The 17,014-nt window shown below is 41.2% G+C and carries 15 protein-coding genes; 7 read left to right on the top strand and 8 right to left on the bottom strand.

The annotated features are described in order from the left end of the window. Window positions 1-63: 63 nt before the first annotated feature. Window positions 64-1,482, top strand: a complete 1,419-nt coding sequence (gene lpdA / locus EHQ64_RS03495) for a dihydrolipoyl dehydrogenase (RefSeq protein ID WP_135648119.1) — start codon at window positions 64-66, stop codon at window positions 1,480-1,482. Between the two features lie 6 nt (window positions 1,483-1,488). On the opposite strand, the gene perRB is transcribed toward lpdA, so the two are convergent. Next, on the bottom strand, window positions 1,489-1,941 hold the full coding sequence (perRB, locus tag EHQ64_RS03500) for a peroxide-responsive transcriptional repressor PerRB (RefSeq protein ID WP_135648120.1): 453 nt from the start codon (window positions 1,939-1,941) through the stop codon (window positions 1,489-1,491). A 226-nt stretch (window positions 1,942-2,167) separates the two neighbouring features. Here perRB and EHQ64_RS03505 point away from each other — a divergent pair, with 226 nt between their 5' ends. After that, complete coding sequence (locus EHQ64_RS03505) at window positions 2,168-3,649, top strand: sodium:proton antiporter (protein WP_135648238.1); 1,482 nt, start codon at window positions 2,168-2,170, stop codon at window positions 3,647-3,649. 44 nt (window positions 3,650-3,693) lie between these two features. Here the strand turns inward: EHQ64_RS03505 and EHQ64_RS03510 are convergent, their stop codons facing one another. After that, complete coding sequence (locus EHQ64_RS03510) at window positions 3,694-4,692, bottom strand: hypothetical protein (RefSeq protein ID WP_167882348.1); 999 nt, start codon at window positions 4,690-4,692, stop codon at window positions 3,694-3,696. Further along, window positions 4,673-5,287, bottom strand: coding sequence for a helix-turn-helix domain-containing protein (locus EHQ64_RS03515; RefSeq protein WP_135648121.1), 615 nt, complete (start codon window positions 5,285-5,287; stop codon window positions 4,673-4,675). Before EHQ64_RS03515 ends, EHQ64_RS03510 begins: the two co-directional genes overlap by 20 nt. Before the next feature lie 77 nt (window positions 5,288-5,364). Here EHQ64_RS03515 and EHQ64_RS03520 point away from each other — a divergent pair, with 77 nt between their 5' ends. Next, window positions 5,365-6,093, top strand: coding sequence for a pseudouridine synthase family protein (locus tag EHQ64_RS03520; protein WP_246048575.1), 729 nt, complete (start codon window positions 5,365-5,367; stop codon window positions 6,091-6,093). Between the two features lie 29 nt (window positions 6,094-6,122). Continuing rightward, the gene (locus EHQ64_RS03525) at window positions 6,123-6,968 is read left to right on the top strand and encodes an SDR family NAD(P)-dependent oxidoreductase (RefSeq protein WP_135648122.1); all 846 of its coding nucleotides are present in this window, start codon (window positions 6,123-6,125) and stop codon (window positions 6,966-6,968) included. Window positions 6,969-7,184: 216 nt separating this feature from the next. On the opposite strand, the gene EHQ64_RS03530 is transcribed toward EHQ64_RS03525, so the two are convergent. The 5 genes from EHQ64_RS03530 to EHQ64_RS03550 form a co-directional block, all read right to left on the bottom strand. Next, window positions 7,185-8,000 carry an HAD family hydrolase gene (locus EHQ64_RS03530; RefSeq protein WP_135648123.1) on the bottom strand — a complete coding sequence of 272 codons (816 nt, stop codon included), beginning with the start codon at window positions 7,998-8,000 and terminating at the stop codon, window positions 7,185-7,187. Between the two features lie 4 nt (window positions 8,001-8,004). Continuing rightward, entirely contained in the window at window positions 8,005-8,817 is an 813-nt protein-coding gene (locus EHQ64_RS03535; protein ID WP_210410810.1) for a M23 family metallopeptidase, read from the bottom strand. A gap of 654 nt (window positions 8,818-9,471) precedes the next feature. Beyond that, window positions 9,472-9,885: a thiol-disulfide oxidoreductase DCC family protein gene (locus tag EHQ64_RS03540; RefSeq protein WP_135648125.1), complete on the bottom strand. Its 414-nt coding sequence runs from the start codon at window positions 9,883-9,885 to the stop codon at window positions 9,472-9,474. Between the two features lie 45 nt (window positions 9,886-9,930). Continuing rightward, the gene (locus tag EHQ64_RS03545) at window positions 9,931-12,090 is read right to left on the bottom strand and encodes an alpha-glucosidase (protein WP_135648126.1); all 2,160 of its coding nucleotides are present in this window, start codon (window positions 12,088-12,090) and stop codon (window positions 9,931-9,933) included. 62 nt (window positions 12,091-12,152) lie between these two features. Beyond that, window positions 12,153-13,004, bottom strand: a complete 852-nt coding sequence (locus EHQ64_RS03550) for a sulfurtransferase (RefSeq protein ID WP_135648127.1) — start codon at window positions 13,002-13,004, stop codon at window positions 12,153-12,155. Between the two features lie 194 nt (window positions 13,005-13,198). Between EHQ64_RS03550 and EHQ64_RS03555 the strand changes: the two genes are divergently transcribed. The 3 genes from EHQ64_RS03555 to EHQ64_RS03565 are packed head-to-tail and all read left to right on the top strand — an operon-like array spanning window position 13,199 to window position 16,924. Continuing rightward, window positions 13,199-14,083, top strand: a complete 885-nt coding sequence (locus EHQ64_RS03555; protein WP_135648128.1) for an LIC11113 family protein — start codon at window positions 13,199-13,201, stop codon at window positions 14,081-14,083. Beyond that, on the top strand, window positions 14,076-15,554 hold the full coding sequence (locus EHQ64_RS03560) for a S1C family serine protease (protein WP_135648129.1): 1,479 nt from the start codon (window positions 14,076-14,078) through the stop codon (window positions 15,552-15,554). Before EHQ64_RS03555 ends, EHQ64_RS03560 begins: the two co-directional genes overlap by 8 nt. After that, entirely contained in the window at window positions 15,551-16,924 is a 1,374-nt protein-coding gene (locus tag EHQ64_RS03565; protein ID WP_135648130.1) for a PDZ domain-containing protein, read from the top strand. The genes EHQ64_RS03560 and EHQ64_RS03565 overlap by 4 nt, the downstream gene beginning before the upstream one ends. Window positions 16,925-17,014 lie beyond the last annotated feature (90 nt).

A 17,014-nucleotide genomic window follows, 5' to 3' on the forward strand; every position in this document is an offset into this window, starting at 1 on the left:
ATCCTGAATTTTTTCTTCCCAGAGTTTCTGTTAAAATGCAGAATTGCCATCCGGAGGAATGAGATGGCAGAGAACTACGACTTGACTGTGATCGGCGGAGGTCCTGGAGGATATGTGGCAGCAATTCGCGCCGCTCAGCTTGGATTGAACGTTTGTCTAGTAGAAAAAGAGAAACTAGGCGGAGTCTGTTTGAACTGGGGATGTATTCCTACAAAAGCACTTTTAGAGTCCGCGCATCTTTTAGAATCCATTCGTAGATCCGAATCCTTCGGTTTAAAAGTAGAAAAAGTTTCTCCGGATTTTCCGAGCATTGTAAAACGTTCCCGTGGAGTTGCGGATACAATGTCAAACGGGGTCGAGTTCTTAATGAAGAAGAATAAGATCTCCGTAAAAAAAGGAAGCGCGGTTTTCAAAGATAAAAACACGATTTGGCTTCCGGACACTTCTAAAGAAGAGATCCAATCCGAATATTTTATCATCGCAACAGGAGCGAGACCAAAAGAATTTCCGGGACTTCCTTTCGACGGAGAAAAGGTTTTATCCAGTAAACATGCAATGATCCAAGACTCCCCTCCTAAAACTTTGGCAGTCATTGGAGCGGGAGCGATCGGAGTGGAATTTGCCGACTTCTACTCCAGTATGGGAACGGAAGTCACTATCATAGAAATGCAGGACAAGATCCTTCCATTAGAAGATCCTGAAATATCGAATCTACTCAATCGTTCTTTCGTAAAAAGAGGGATACAACTCTTAACAAGCGTTGGAGTTTCAGAACCTAAATTAGAATCGGATGGAGTCGCTATTCTTCTAAAAGGCGAAGGGATAGCCGCAGAAGGAGAAAGAAGAAAATACGATAAGGTTCTTGTTGCAATCGGAGTCTCTCCGAATACTGAAGGGATCCATTTAGAAGAGAACGGTGTATTTCTACAAAAAGGATTCATCAAAGTGGATCCTAAATTCAAAACTACAGTTCCGAATATATATGCGATCGGTGATTGTGTAGGAGCTCCTTTACTCGCACATGTCGCATCCAGCGAAGGCGTTAAGGCTGCGGAAGCGATCTCTATCCAAAATAAAAATCCTCACGGACTCGTTTATGAACCGTTAGATTATCAAAAGATCCCTGCTTGCACCTACTGCCATCCGGAAGTAGCTTCCGTTGGCCTTAAGGAAGAAGAGGCTAAAAAAACAGGGATCGATGTCGTTGTAGGAAAATTCCCCTTTAGAGCGAATGGACGTGCTCAAGCCTTGGGAGAAGTAGAAGGAATGGTAAAACTAGTCGCAGATCGTAAGACTGGAGAAATTTTAGGAGCTCATCTTATCGGACCGAATGTGACTGAGATACTCGGAGAGATTAGCCTTGGAATGGGATCGGAACTGACTTTAAAAGAAATAGCCGGAAGAATTCATTCCCATCCTACTCTTTCCGAAGCCGTAATGGAAGCAGCAGGACAGGCCTTGGGGGAAGCGATCAATATCTAACCGCAATTAAACGGTTACGTTAGAAGACTCTTCTAAAGATCCGGTGAATAGGATATCCATCTTATTCACTTTAAACTCTTTAGGGAGTTTGGAATCGATCGTAAGAAGGCTTGTTTCCAGATCATGGAACTTGCCGCTCTTCTCATCAAAGAAATGGAAATGATCGTCGATATTACTGTCGAAAACTGATTTGCCCAAACAAGAAAATTTAAATTCTCTTAATAGTCCTGCAGAGACCAAAACGTTTAAAGTATTATAAACCGTAGCCAAACTCATTTTCAAAGAACGTTTATCTACCCATTCTTTTACTTCTTCTGCGGTAGGGTGATCCGCCTCGCATAGAACGTACTGGCAAATGGAAATCCTTTGCATTGTAGGTTGTATCGATACCGATTTTAATCTACTCTCTATTTCGTCCGGGGTCAGGCAGTATTGTTTTTGTTTACCTAAAACAGTCATGGTTGTCGGTTCTCTCTCTGGGCCTATATATCTGACGGTCTTAAGCGCCCTAATATAAAGCAAAAAGTCTAGAAGATATGGATTCCTGATAGAATCTTGTAAAAAAGGAAGGATTTATGCAATCCAAAAAAATGGACCTAAAAAAACCCGAAAACCGATGGATTTTCCTTTGAAACCTATCTGAAACTCTATAACCTGACGAAAAATCTTCGAAAAGCAGAGAATGATGAGAAACAAATTTTTTACTACCCTACTCTTTCTCTCCCTGGTCCTAAACGTTTCCTTGCTTGCGGAAACCGCAGGGACCTCCCCTAAAACGGGTTCTTTGGCCCAGGCCGAGACTCAGCACGGGGAACATGGAGCGGGAACAGAGCACCAAGAGAAGGCAACTGCTCATGCGGAAGGGGACGATCTTCCGATCTGGTCCGTTATTCCGTTCATCCTGATCTTACTCAGTATCGCTCTTCTTCCCTTAATCTCCCATACCACGGAACATTGGTGGGAAAATAATAATAATAAGCTCTTATTGTCTTTGGCCCTCGGAGCAGTATCTTTCGGGATCTTAATGGCGCATAGCTGGTGGGGAAAAATTTTCCACACGATGGTATTCGATTATATCCCGTTTATCATCCTACTTGCGGCATTATTCTATATTTCAGGCGGGATCGTTCTGAAAGGAGATATAGAAGCAACCCCGGTCAATAACACTCTATTTTTGATCGTAGGAACATTCCTCGCTTCCTTTATCGGAACGACAGGAGCTTCTATGCTTCTCATCCGACCTCTTCTGAAAACAAACTCCGAAAGAAAACATGTGGTCCATACTGTGATCTTCTTTATCTTTCTTGTTTCGAATATCGGCGGATCCCTCACTCCTCTCGGAGATCCTCCATTATTTTTAGGATACCTACAAGGAGTTCCTTTCATCTGGACTTTTAAATTATTCCCTGAGATGCTCATCGCTTCCGGAATTCTGCTCGTGATCTATTTTATCTGGGACACGATCATGCACGGAAAAGAGACCAAGAAGGACATCCGTTACGATCATACTCATAGACAGCCAATCGGATTAGAAGGACAAATCAACCTAATCTGGTTATTAGGCGTGATCCTTTCCGTCGCTTTCTTGAATCAAAACTATATTCCTGCGATCGCAGAGTATCCTTTCTTAGGTTTCATTAGAGAAGCGGTTCTTATCGGACTCATCGCACTTTCTAAAGTGACTTCAGATCCTAAACTTAGAGAAAAGAATAAGTTCACCTTGGGCCCGATCCAAGAAGTGGCTTATCTATTCATAGGGATTTTCTTAACTATGATCCCTGCTCTTCTTCTTTTGGAACATCACGGAAAAGAATTAGGGATCACTCAAAAATGGCAGTTCTTCTGGGTAACTGGAGGATTTTCCGGAGTGTTGGACAATGCCCCTACCTACCTGACATTCTTATCCCTTGCAAAAGGTTTATTAGGATATTCTAATGTAACTCAGATCTTAGCAGATCCTGTGGGCGAAGAACTTCTAAAAGCGATCTCTGTGGGTGCGGTTTTCATGGGAGCATTGACCTATATCGGGAACGCTCCAAACTTCATGGTAAAATCGGTAGCAGAAGAGAATAAAGTGAAGATGCCAAGTTTCGGCGGATACGTAGTGTATTCCTTCCTACTTCTTCTTCCTACATTCTTACTTTTGACCTGGATCTTCTTCCTCTAAGATCCAAAATACTTTTTTCCGCTTCCAGTCGGAGGCGGAAAAATTCACTCTTCCTTTACAGGCAAAAATACAACTGAATGGAGAGTTCTGGCTCCGACTGTCCCATCCTCTGAAATTTTCTGAGTGTATAATACTTCTGCCTTTGTATCTCTCGCAGGTTTATACATGATGATCTTATTTACCCAATCGAATACCGAAATAGAATAATCGATCACAGTCAAAGCCGCTTGGAAAGGAAGGAATCTGGATCTCGCCAAGGGTTTTGTTTCTTTTTCTTTGGGAAGTGCAAGCCATTTGTACATTCTTGCAGATCTTCCCATACTTTTCAGATTATCCCATTCCAGTTTCGTATCCGGAAGGCTCGCTTCCACCTGTTTAAAATTTACTCTGACTGGTGTGCCCTTCTCTTTAGATTCTTTCAGAGCGGTTGATAGCTGTAGATCGAAAGTGTCCTCGTCCAAGTATTCTATCTCATTACAGGAAGAAAATACGGTCTCACAGATATCTCCGTATCTTTTATGAACAAATAAGATTAAGTTAATATTCCCGTTTCCCGGATGGTAGAGGACTTTCGCGTTATAGTCTCCGGTTCTCTTAAAATAGATCCCTCTATAGATCCTTTTAAAAACTCCCCAACCAACCAAACCCACGTCTTTTAGAATTGGAGGTTCCGGGATCTCCAAACCTCGGATCGCGATATGCAATTTTTCGATCGCGACCCTTCCATCTCTTTTAGAAATTTCTAATAGATAATCACGCAGATCGTCCAGATCCTCGTCTGAAAGTTTTAAGGATTTTCCGGAAAGGTCCACAAGGACTTTGCCTGCATTCTCTTCTAAAAGTTTTCTGATCTCAGATTTTCCACCCTTAGAATTCAGCTCGTCGAGGGTGTAACGGATACAATCTTCGGGATGGCAGGAGATTTGCTCTTCGTATCGATTGATACCGAAATAACCTGTAATAGGATCGGGCGACTCTGAGAAGAGAACGCCCGGATATAGGAAGGAAATTAGAAGAAGAAGTTTAGTTAGCTTCGTCCGTATATTCCATGACCAGATACATGAGAGTTTCTGTGTCTGTAGGATTGATGTATTCGTGGGGAACGTCTGCCCTAAAGTAAACAGAATCTTTCGCATCCAGTTCTACCACCTTGTCCCCCACACGGAGGCGCAATTTTCCTTGGACCACAACTAGGTTCTCTGTCGTTCCGGCCTTATGAGCCTCTGCGACTTCGATCCCACCCGGTTTCAGGATCAGTTCGTAAAATTCTACCCTTCTGCCTCCGATAAACGGAAACAAGGCACGACTAGAATATACCTTTGAACTGGAATATAAGACTTTAGTATTCTCCGCTTTAAGAAGAAAAACTCCTTCTGTTCCCTTCTCTTTTAGAAGTTCGCTGAAAGGTACATTTAAACCTGTTGCGATCTTCCATAATACTGCAATTGTAGGAACACTTTTCCCTTGCTCAATCTGGGAAAGCATCGCGCGACTGACTCCGCAGCGAGATGCCAATTTGTCCAATGAGAGTCCTTTAGTATGGCGAATTAATTTTAGGTTTTCTTTGACGACTTCTGTTATATGTTCGCTGGAGATGAGATCCTTCCCGTCCAGTTCTTCGGCATCGGCCTGTTTCATACCTAATTCGTCCAATATAACGGAAGAAGTGTCAATCCAATTTCATTTCTTAAACAATACTGAATCCAAATTAAAAAATGTCCAAGAGGCAGCATATGCCAGGGCCTAAACCCAAATTTACTCTTCCTCCTCTCCCCTTAAAGAAATGGTACGATAAAGGGTTTTTATTAGCGTTGGAGAAACCTGCAGGAGTTCCTGCCCAGGCAACCTTCGACCCGAATCGCCCGAATTTGGAAGACCTGGCAAGAAAGCAGGAGAACCTTCCTTCTTTACGTTTGATGCATCGATTGGATCTAGATACGAGCGGGATCATTCTATTCTGTAAGGATCCGGATAAAAATAAAGAAGCGGACACGATCCTTGCCGATTCGGAAAAAACTTATATATGCATTTGTTCCGGAATTCCAAAGGAAGAAGAATTCAGACTGGAATGTTTTTTAAAAGACGGAAAAGGAAAAGTAAGCGCCGTTCGTTCGGGTGGGAAGAAGGCGATCACGGACTTTAAACTTCTCTCCGTTTCCAAAGAGAAAAACATTTCTCTCATTGCTGCAAAACTTGTCACGGGAAGAAGACACCAGATTAGATTTCAACTCTCCTCCATCGGAATTCCGATCTTAGGAGACGAGACCTACGGATATATATTCTCTTCTAAAAGTTTAGTTCCAAGACCAAATCGTTTTCTATTACATTCTTATCTTTTAAAATTCAAAAATGAATTCGAAGAAGATGTTCGGATCGTCTCGGATCTTCCTTCCGATTTTCATCCCTATATTCACTTTTTTTCTGGTATACGATTCCCTGAATAAGTAAGCTGGTCCTCACTTCCGGGGGAAATATGAGCGAGTCTTTAGCATTGATCGTAGGCGGATCCGGAGCTGCAGGCCAAAGTGCAATCCAAGCATTCAAAGAATATTCTGCAAAAACAGGACAGAACTGGAAAATAATCTCCACTACTTCCGGAGAAACTCAGGTTTTAGGAGCGGATCAAACGATCCCATTCATAAAATTAGAAGAGCCAAATGAAGCTGTTACAAATATTCAAAAATTCTTAACTAAAGAAAACCTGAAAGTAGACTATTTAATTTATACTCCTGCCAGAGGGAACCTAGGATATCCAGTTTCCGAAACTCCAGACAAAGATATCATTGATACCGCGAAATTTTGTTTTGATCCGATGTTGGATCTAGAGAAAAAACTAAGCCCAAAAATTACTCTCGGATACTCAGCATATTATTATCTTCCGCATCTACTCACATTTTACGGTTCTTTGGCTTATATCAAAAAGAAGATGGAAGAATGGGCAGTCCAAAAACCGGAATCCAGAAAGATCATCCGGGCCGGGACTTTTTTTAGCCAAAGTGTAAGAGGGATCACGATCATCCTACAAAGACTTGCTAAATCTTCCCCCCATCCCGATTTACAAAAACTCATGGAAGAACAAAAAGCCTCCGGGAAAAAATTCGGAGACTTCTTCATTGATTATATCCAATCCAAAGAAAATGAAAGTTTTGCAAAAAAATTTCCGGGGATCCCTTACCGGATCACGGAGGCAAACGACCTAAAGATCGCTCTTTTAAAAATTTTAGAAGGAGAAAAGGCACCGATCGTTTCACTCGTTGGAGATTGGATCTGGACGGAAGATAAACTTCCTGAAATGCCTGAGTATTTGAAGAACAGATAATTTCGCACGGAGTTAAGAAGGCTTTTACTCAAAGTTATTATATTTATCTTAAACTCTGTGAACTCAGTGGCCTCTGTGCGGGACTTTCCTAAGAGACCAATAGTTCGCACGGAGATCACAGAGAACACGGAGTTTTTGGTTACTTATATCAGAATTTCAGTAATATCGAAAAACACCCCTCAGTGATCTCGGTGTGCTCTGTGCGAAACAGAACTCTTAAAGCGAAATTGTCTTCCAGTTTTGAACGGATTGGACGAATGCACCTGGGGGTGGGGATTTTTTTCCTCTATCTAAGAAGATACCTTTAGAGCGGGTGTTTGCGAGCATCGGAAAATCATTCTCCGAATCTCCGAACGCAAGATCGTATCCTAAATTCCCATTTGCTAGATTGAGTAATTCTACTTTACCGATCCCGTACGTAAAAGGTTCGATTAGGCCTGGGGTTAGAATTCCGTTCTCCTCTACCAAACGCATCCCGAGAACATTCTCTCTTGGGATCCCCCATTTTTCTGAGACAGCCTGGATCACTTGCTCCGGAGAAGCCGTTACGATCCAAATTTTACTCCCCGCTTGGGCGAGGGCTTTTACGATTTCAAACGTTGGCTGAAAGGCCTGGACTGCATTTACAGTTGTGTCCTTCTGATTTTTTTCCCAAACGGAGATTGCAGTCTCTTCTAATTCTTTTGCAGATCTGCCGGAAAAGATCCAAGTAGACCATCTGTATCCTACTCCAAGACCTTCTCTTTCTATCTTGGATTCATAATATTGCCAGATCCCATCCATAAAGGATTTAGGATCCGCTTTTCTAAGATGTTCCAATCTTTCGCAGATATCTTTTTCAGGAAAATAAGGAGAAAGGGACTTAATCCATGGAACTCCTGCAAGTAGGAGTTCACACATGACCGCTTCTCCGAAATCGTGTCGGACAAGAGTATTATCAAAATCGAATAGAACAGTGTGAAGTTTCCGACCGGTTAGGTTCTCTTCCAGATAGGAAAAGATTTCGTCTGACCAATCGGACTTGGAAAACAATGGATTATTGTTGGATGGTTTCTTTTGCGATTGCAACTTGGGATTCTTTATCAGCCAAGAAAGGTGGAAGATAATGTTCAGGATTCAGGACCACGTTTTGGTAACGAACCTCGAAATGAACGTGAGGGCCTGTCGTATGTCCAGTATTCCCGGATAGAGCAAGCACCTGTCCCTTCTTCACCTTATCGCCTTGTTTCACAAAAAGTAATGAATTATGAGCGTATAATGTCTGGATCCCGTTGATTTGAGGGTGTGAAAGGACCACTCTAAGTCCATAACCACCATCTCTCTTGGAATCTACTACGAGTCCATCGGCAGCCGCGATCACAACCGAGCCGTTCGGGCAAGCAATGTCCACACCCGCATGAAGGGCGTTCCAACGTCTTCCCAAACGAGAAGTCACTCTGGAGTATTTAAAGCTTAAAGGCCATACAAGCTCGCGAGAATCGGAGGTAAAAATCTCTCTTCCTTTATCTTCCAATAGAAGATTCCGGATATAATTTGCATTGTATGGGAAGAAAACAGGCTCTGAATTTTGGATTTTGCCGCTATCGTGAATTCCGTTCAGCAAACGAACTTCTCTTTCTGAAGTTCCGAATTTATGGTATAGATCTTCTAAGGATTCTTTTACCTTTCCAGGTACGATCCAGATCCCTTCTCTAGATTGATAAGTTTGGATGAATTGGTTATCGACCTTTACTTCTTCCAAATATGTATTTGCGAAAGATTTCCAGGAAAGGACGATGAGGGCAGAAACGCCTGCTATCGAAAGAATAGTTTTTCTTTTCATTTGGTTCTTTCCTTTTTGCGCCGCCAAAAATTCTCTTAAAACAAAACTCTTAGTTCTAAGATCGGCGGTAAATTCCCGAAAGTTCAACCTATCCTCCTGGTCCATAATCTCGGGACAAGGATTTTTCTCCACCTAAATCCTGCAGAATTAACGATATTGAATGAATTCGACCGAATCCTAATGAAATTAATTATTTTTATCCCTCTTTTCATAGTTTTTATGTGTTTTTACGAGTTTTCATACTTTTTTAAAGCTCTCAAGTAATAGAGTCCCGAAAAAATACAAAAATACTGAAAAGTTTTCGTAGAAATTAGGAAAGTTTCGTCGCGGATTTTACCAGGAATCCAGGTGGAATAGACATAAAGCTTTGCACTTAACGGCCAGAAATCCGGGCAATTTTAGGGACTATAATCGGAATTCTTCCTTTAACACCGACGGGAAACGGTTCGCACAGAGTTCACCGAGATCACAGAGATAAGAATTTTAATGATGGGGTCTTCCCCTTGAGTGTCCCAAGCCATTGGCGAAGGATGTATCGCACGCTAAGCGTCACGAAGTTAGTGCCTCTGTACAAAGAAATTTTTATATTACGTTCCTTCGATACGATTCGAGCATTGCTCAAATCATTCAGGAACCGATCGGCACTTACCTCTGTGTTCTCCGTGGGCTCTGTGCGAAATCTTAGCCTAAGATACGGTCTTTCAGTTCTGAGGTAGGCATTCTGCAGAATTCTCTTTTACCGAAGAGTCTATATCTATTTTTTGCGATCAGATCATAGAATAGATTTCGGATAGGTCGAGGGATGATATAAGCAAGCTTGGAAATTTTCCAAAATCCGCCTAGATGATCTGCAATTTCCAAGACAGCATTTGATTTAATATGAATTTTTTGCCCATCCCAGAATAGAATACTGTCTATTCCTCGGATCTGTTCTTCTAAGTTTCGATCTTCTATCAGTTTTTTTGCATATTCTGATTGTAAAGAAGCGAATTTCAGCCTTTTTTTTCGATCCAAGTCCAGGAGAGTATTCACTGCCCCGTTACATAGATTGCATACTCCGTCAAAAAGTACGATTGGCTCTGAATACTCTCTCAAATTCACTCTTCTTCTTAGACTATTTACAGATCGGATTCTATTTCTTTATTTCGTTTTCTGAAAAGGGAGAAAGCTGGATTTTAATTTTTCATACCAAGCAGATTTCTTTTTCAGATAGATCGCTGGATACCCGAGAGGAGCCTCTGTTTCCAACCAAACTCCTCCTACAAATGTTTGCCCTGTCCAAACATGCTCCCATTCTCCCTTAGGAAGATATCCATGTACGGATGTTTCTCTTTTTTCCAGGACTGGAATTACGAGTAAATCTTCTCCCAACAAGAACTGAGTTTGTAAATCTTTCGTATTGGAATCCTCGGGATAAGAAAGATATAGAGGTCGTAGGATCGGAAGTCCTGTTTCGGTCGCTTCCTTATTTAGAAATTTCAAATATTCTTTTAAGGCGAGATGCATCTTTCCGTATCTTGCAAATTCTTGGATCGTCTCCGGATCCGAATACGGTTGATGATTTTTTGCAGGACGGTTCCCTTCATGGGTCCTGAATATCGGAGAGAATACATTTAATTCTGCCCAACGTAAGAATAATTCTTTGGATCTGAAATAATCTCTGATCGGACTTGGAATCGTAGTGTATCCACCTATATCACTATGATTCAAACTGATCCCGGAAAGCCCACCACTTAGGATACCAATGAGAGAAGATACAATCCCATCATGTCTTCCCCAGCTTACCATCTGATCTCCCGCCCAAAAAGATGTGGAATATTTATTAGAGTAACTGTATCCAGCTCTACTAAAGAATACGACCTGTCCTTCTTTCCCCGCTTCTTGGATTGCTTCTCGATTGAGCCTTGCCCATTCTACAGGATACTTATTATGATACAGTTCTGCAGATTCTTTGGAAAATAAAACTGCATCCATTGGCAACCATTCTCCGAAATCTGCCATCCATCCGGAGAGACCGTTCCCGATCAGATTTTGTTTGATGATCGTTTTGATCCAAACCCTTGCTTTAGGATTTGTAAGATCCAGTAATCCTGCCGGAAATCCTGCAGTTTGTACTATATAATCTTTTCCTTCTTTATCTTTTACTAAATAGTTATTTTTGACCGCATCTTCAAACATCGGCCCTTCGGTCGCGAGCATCGGATTGATATATCCTAAGACTTGTACGTTTTGTTTATTCAATTCTTTTACAAAGTTTTTGAAATCAGGATAACGATTTTCGTCAGGCAGCCATTTCCACCAGAGTTGAGAACCGAAAACCGTTTTTCTTTGCCCTACCCAATCTTGGATCCAGAGTACCGTGATCGGGTTTCCGGCTTTTTTGGCCTCTTCTATCCTTTCCAATACGACTTGTTTTCCACCTTGGATCCCAAGCCAGGTCCCATACGCCCAATCAGGTAAACTTGGAAATCTTCCCGTATAAGAAGTGTATAATTTTAAGATCTCTTTCGGACTTGTAGACTTCCAAGAACGAACGGAAAGTCCTCTTTCTCTAAACTCTACTGAAATTTCGGAATCTTCTTCAAAATCAAAAACTGAGTAAGAGCTATTCTCAAAGAAGAATGCTCTGTTTTTAGAAGTAAGAAAGAATGGGATCGGTGTATAAGTGCTGTATTCATTTCCACCTGCACCTTCTAATAATTCCGCTCCCCAGGTGATCGGCTGATCTCCTCTTCCTACACCCTGTTCTTCAGAGAATAAGAAAGGTTTTTTTCCTTTTAGATTTAAATGAGAGAATTGTTCTCCGAGTCCGTAAATATTTTCTGACTCATCTGATTTAAATCGGATATAGGTGCGATTCAATTCCGGATTAGAGATCTCTACATTCCAATCCAAGCCAGATTGAGAAGTGGAAACGAATCGGATCGAATAGTCAGTGCTACATCCACCTCCGATCAATTTTCCGTTGAGCGAAAATGCTCCCTTCTCCAGACCGAAACTTTCAATAGACTGCTCGTTGCATTCAGATAAGATCTTATCTTTGATCTTAAAAGTCGCCTTTCTAAATCCTACAATTTGTTCTCCTTTTGCAGCCGATAAAAAAGGATCTTTGAGTGAGAATTCTAATAGTTTTCCTTTAGAAGTAATGAACGAGAGTTCACTCGGCAGATAGATCGCTTTTACTCCGTTTCCAAGATCGAATTCTTTAGGCGGAGACGACAGTTGTGTTATTTTTTGAAATCTAGACTGACAGTTGAATAAAAACGGGAGTAAGGTTAAGGTAATAAAAAAGAATCTCATCGTTTTCCTCTAAGAAGCTAACGAGAGATTCTTTTTATAAATGCGTAGGCGTCTTTCTTTTTTTAACTTTTTCTGTCTACGCCGCCCACTCTTGGTGCAGATGCTCCTGCTCCGGTTTGGCCGTATATATTCGCGGCTTGTTTAGGAAGATTGGATTTTCTCCATTCGAACCAAGAGCCCACGTATACGTTTACGTCATTGTATCCTACTTCTTTCAACATCATTGCGAGTAGAGAGGATCTTGCGCCGTTATAATCGTAAATTACGGTAGTACGTTCCGGCATAAAAGGAAATCCTCTTAACTTTTTGTTGAAGAAGGTTTTATCCACGAGCTCTCCGTTCGCGTCATATAACATTCTCCAGTCCCATAAGAAAGCTCCAGGTAATCTTCCGCATAAACTTCCAGGCTCCGGAGCGGTCAAACGAGGCATTTTTCCATCGTATTCTTCCGGTGTGCGAGTATCGAAGATTTGAAGACGAGTTAGGTTTTTTTCCAAGAAGGCTTTGTCTATAACACCTTCCAACTTACGGACTTTAGCAGAAGGGCCTATATCCAATTCTTTGGAGCCCTTTTCTTTCGGGCCGTCTACAGGCCAACGTTGTCCGATTAGAAATGCATTTTGAAAACCGGCTGATCTAAGAAGAAATACGAGTCTGGATGCGAACATTCCCATCCCTTCGTCAAAGACCATGATCCTTGACTTCTCTTCTTTTTTAGCGAGAGAAAGTATCTCCTCGATCGGACCCAATAATTTTTTGGATGAATCCGGATCGGAGGCAAATGCCTTTTTCACAAATGGAAAATAATACGCACCCTTTAAGGTGGATTCCTGGTATTGCGCTTGGGAGCGGCAATCGATGTATAAGTCCTGCTTTTCGTTCAGGTCTGTTTTTGAAAAACTCCAGTGAGACAAGATACGCTACCGTTTATTTTTTACTCTTAGTTTTAACCATATTCCAGACTACCGTTTCAGAGTTTAACTTTTTTTTCGTATTCCTTGAAATTCGAGACATAATCCTAAGAATTCTACGGAAATTCCTCTTCTATTTTCAGATCTGTAAAATCCGCTTTTTCCCGAACCGATAATAATTAGGAATGTTTTCTCCGATGCAGACCTTTTTCAGTTTTATGCCTAGAAAACTTCTACGCGATGTACTTTGCTTAGGAGTTCCTCTGATTTTATGCCTTTGGGTTCCGGTTTCCGTACGTTTCGGACAAGAATTGGAACAGAAAGAAGGAAATTCTAGGATCGGAGACTTCGCTGAGAAAGAATTTCAAGAAGGTTGGAGAAAATATTCCAAAGAAAAGGATGCAAGGCCATTAAAAGAATGGTTCAAACTTCATGGAACGGTGCATATCGGACAGTGTAAGTTTAAATCTCTTCCTGATTCGAGTGAATTACAGTATCTATATCTCGATTGTCCCGGAAAAAAACTACAAGGGTTCTTTTTTTCGGGAGAAGAAAGATTATATTCTCCCGAGAAGATAGATTCTTTTCGAGTGAAGGGTCCTGTAAAATTGGGGAATTCGGTTTATTGGGAGCTGGAACTATCTGCAGAAACTTTAAAGCTGGCCGGCTCAAAACATCCTAAAGAAGAAAAACCCGATAAGGAATCTAAAATTAACGACAAGGCATCGACCGTTAATTTCAGCCTGCAATATTTTTTAAGTATCGCCAAACATCCGGGAGATCGCCCCACTCCTAAGGGAAAAGAGATCTTTTTTGATTCTTCCTGCCCTCTTTTGTATTTAGGAAAGGACGCGGATTTTTATTGGGATAAGTCTTTGTATTATTCTTTCCAAGCGAGTTGTCTACCGGATTCTCCTTATTCTTGGATACGAATCAAAGCAGATTTAGGTGGGAATGTTCTCGTAGACAATCATCCTACGGAAGATCTACAGGAAGGGGCACGCTTCCTTGCAAAAATTAAATTACAATCAGTCGAGAAGGATAAGATCGTATGGTCCGACGCGGAGTTATTTCATGAATAGGTTTTTCTTTCTTCGCATTTGTGTTCTGATCCTATTCGGATTTTCTAATCTTCCAGTTTCTTCCCAAACGAATGGAAACTCGGATCTGAAGAACCTATTGAATGGTGTAGTCATTGTCAGAAGTGATATTTATCCGGACGCAGGAGATCCTTTAGAATTCGGAGAACAGGATCTTTCCAGAGATGTGGGTAGCGGTTTTATAGTTTCCGGAAATAGAATATTAACAAATGCTCACGTGATCTCAGAATCCAAATATCTTAAAGTAAAACGTTTCAATAGTAGTAAGTATTATAACGCTAAAGTAGAATTTATAGGATTTGATTGTGATCTGGCACTTATTTCCGTAGAAGACGAGGAATTCTTTTCGGGTGTAGAGCCTTTAGAACTCTCGGAGGAGTCCCCTTCTTTAGGAAGTAATCTTTTGATGTTGGGATATCCGGAAGGTGTGGAAAATCTCACTCTGGAAAACGGTCTTGTGAATCGTGTGGAAAGGATCAGATATTCTTTTACAGGCTTAGATTATAGAAAAGTGATCCGAGTCAGTGCAAATATTCTTCCAGGATATTCCGGTGGTCCAGCTGTCCAAAACGGAAAAGTGGCAGGGATTATTTTCGAAGTCAGCCAAGTCCAAGGCAATACCGCGTATTTGATCCCTCCGGAAGTGATCCAACATTTCTTAAAGGATATCCAAGACGGACAATACGACGGATTTCCTTTCGTAGGATTTACTTTCCAAAACGGGAACTCAGAATCAGTTAAAAAGTATTTGGGAATTCCTCAAAACTTGCAGGGTGTATTGATCAATAAGGTATATCCGAATTCTTCTTTTTCCGATGTTTTGCAAACGGACGATTTTTTGTATAAGATAGACGAAGCCTATGTGAATAACGAGGGGGGCCTTCTGGAATTTACCGGAAGGACCATCGTGGATCTGATTGAGCCGGGATTTGTAGGACAAAAACTTACCCTTTATTTTTATAGAAACGGTAAGAACTATAAAATACAGGCAGAGTTGAAAAAGACCGATTCTCTGGAACTTTATAGGGACAGACAGATCCGGAATTTTTTAGGAGCGGGATTACTCTTCCAACCTGTCAATCGTGCCTTATTCGGAAAAGAAAGCCAAAGAGTGGAAACAGCTCTCAGATATCATTATAGTTATTTTATCCAAGACGATCTTTTCAAATTCACAGAAAGAGATTTGATACTCACTACGATCTTTCCGGATCCTTTAAACTCTAAATACTTAAATTATCGTTTTAAAATATTAGAATCCATCAATGGAAAGACCCCGGCGAATATTTCCGAATTCAGGGATTATTGGAAAAAATACTCTAACGGGACAGTGGTATTAAAATTCAGAGGTGTTGGACTTCCTTTAGTATTGGATGCAAAAACTGTCCGCACAATCGACCTAAGGGTCCGCAAAAGATTCGATGTGAAATCGGATGAAGCAAAGGAGGGAAAATGAGATCTTATAAAGGAATTCTTTTCTTTCTTATATCTGCATTCTGCTTTCAAACTCTGGAAGCGAAGGCGGATTCTGAATTTTCTCTTTTAGTTCATTTCAGAAAATATTCTCATCATAATCCTTTCCAGAAAGGAACTCCATTCCAAAAAAAGATCCCTGCGATCCGTTTGGATGAAAGGACTGCACTCGCATTATTAAAACCGGGGGAAGTTCCTTTATTCGCGGAGATCCATCCGGAAGAATCCGCAGGAAGAAAGGCGTATTTCCAAAAAGTAGATCTGGATACCGGGATCGGGATCGTGCTACTTCCTGAAAATTTCGGAAAATCCAAGAAGGCTTCTCCGATTGCGGTCCTGGAAGATCATCCTAGAGGACAAGGATCTTGCTCTTCTTTCTTTACGAATTTAGAATGGGGAAGTTTAGAATTTTCTAAATCGATCCTACCTCTCTCTAAACTTTCCAGAAAGGAGAATACGGACGGAACACGTAGTTTTCTTTATTCAGGCAAAAAAGTATGCGGATTTACAGACGGTTCTTGGAATGCAGGAGCGGATCTTCTAAAAAGATTTTACGCGAGTAGATTCAGTTCCAACTCCCCGTTCCCTCACCCTGGCTTCACTGCGGAAGCTTCTCTAACTCCTGCAGAAGAAGAGTATTATTTTCCGAAAGGAAGTTTGGGCACAGTTGTTTCCGAGGTTTTACCCGGGATCGGTCCTATGCATAATCTTTTTGCGGGAGACGCGATCATTTCAGTCAACGGAGTGCCAGTCGCTTCCAAACAAAAGCAAGTTTTGTATGATATCCTACTTTCAAAGAGTGGAACGTATATTAATTCGGGAGAATGGGTCACTCTAACCTTATACAGAGACGGTAAAAAAAGAGAGATCCGCTATCAGCTAAGACCGTATAACGAGGATTCTTTTTTGATCCCTGAGAGTTCCGACAAACTCGCACCTAAGTATTTGATCGCAGGTGGACTTTTGTTCACAGAACTGACCCATACATATCTAAAGGAATACGGAGAAAAATATAAATCTTCAGGAGACAGAAAGTTAGTATACTTAGCTGAAAGTTTTTCCAAAAAACTCCATCCCGAAAAAAGTCGCATCGTATTACTTTCCAGAGCTTTTCCGGATGAAAGGAACAGGGCCTATCAAGAATTCCAAGATCTGATCCTAGAATCGGTGAACGATAAAGTTGTAGATTCTGTAGAAGGTCTTAAGGCGGCAATCCTTGAGAATAAGGATGAATTCTTGGTATTTCGATTCTCAGGAAATAAATTGGCAGTTTTTGATCAGTCGGAATTAAAGAACCTGGATGAAAGGATAAAATCCTTATATTCTTTGGACTCCTTAGATAATATCCGCTGACAAAATTCTTGACTAGAATACCTTTTCCGGTTTTTCTTTTGTTTCCGAGAAGAGGCAGGGAGCCCTAAGTCCATTCGGAAGTTCTGAATT

Source organism: Leptospira sarikeiensis, from assembly GCF_004769615.1.
Lineage (GTDB): Bacteria > Spirochaetota > Leptospiria > Leptospirales > Leptospiraceae > Leptospira_B > Leptospira_B sarikeiensis.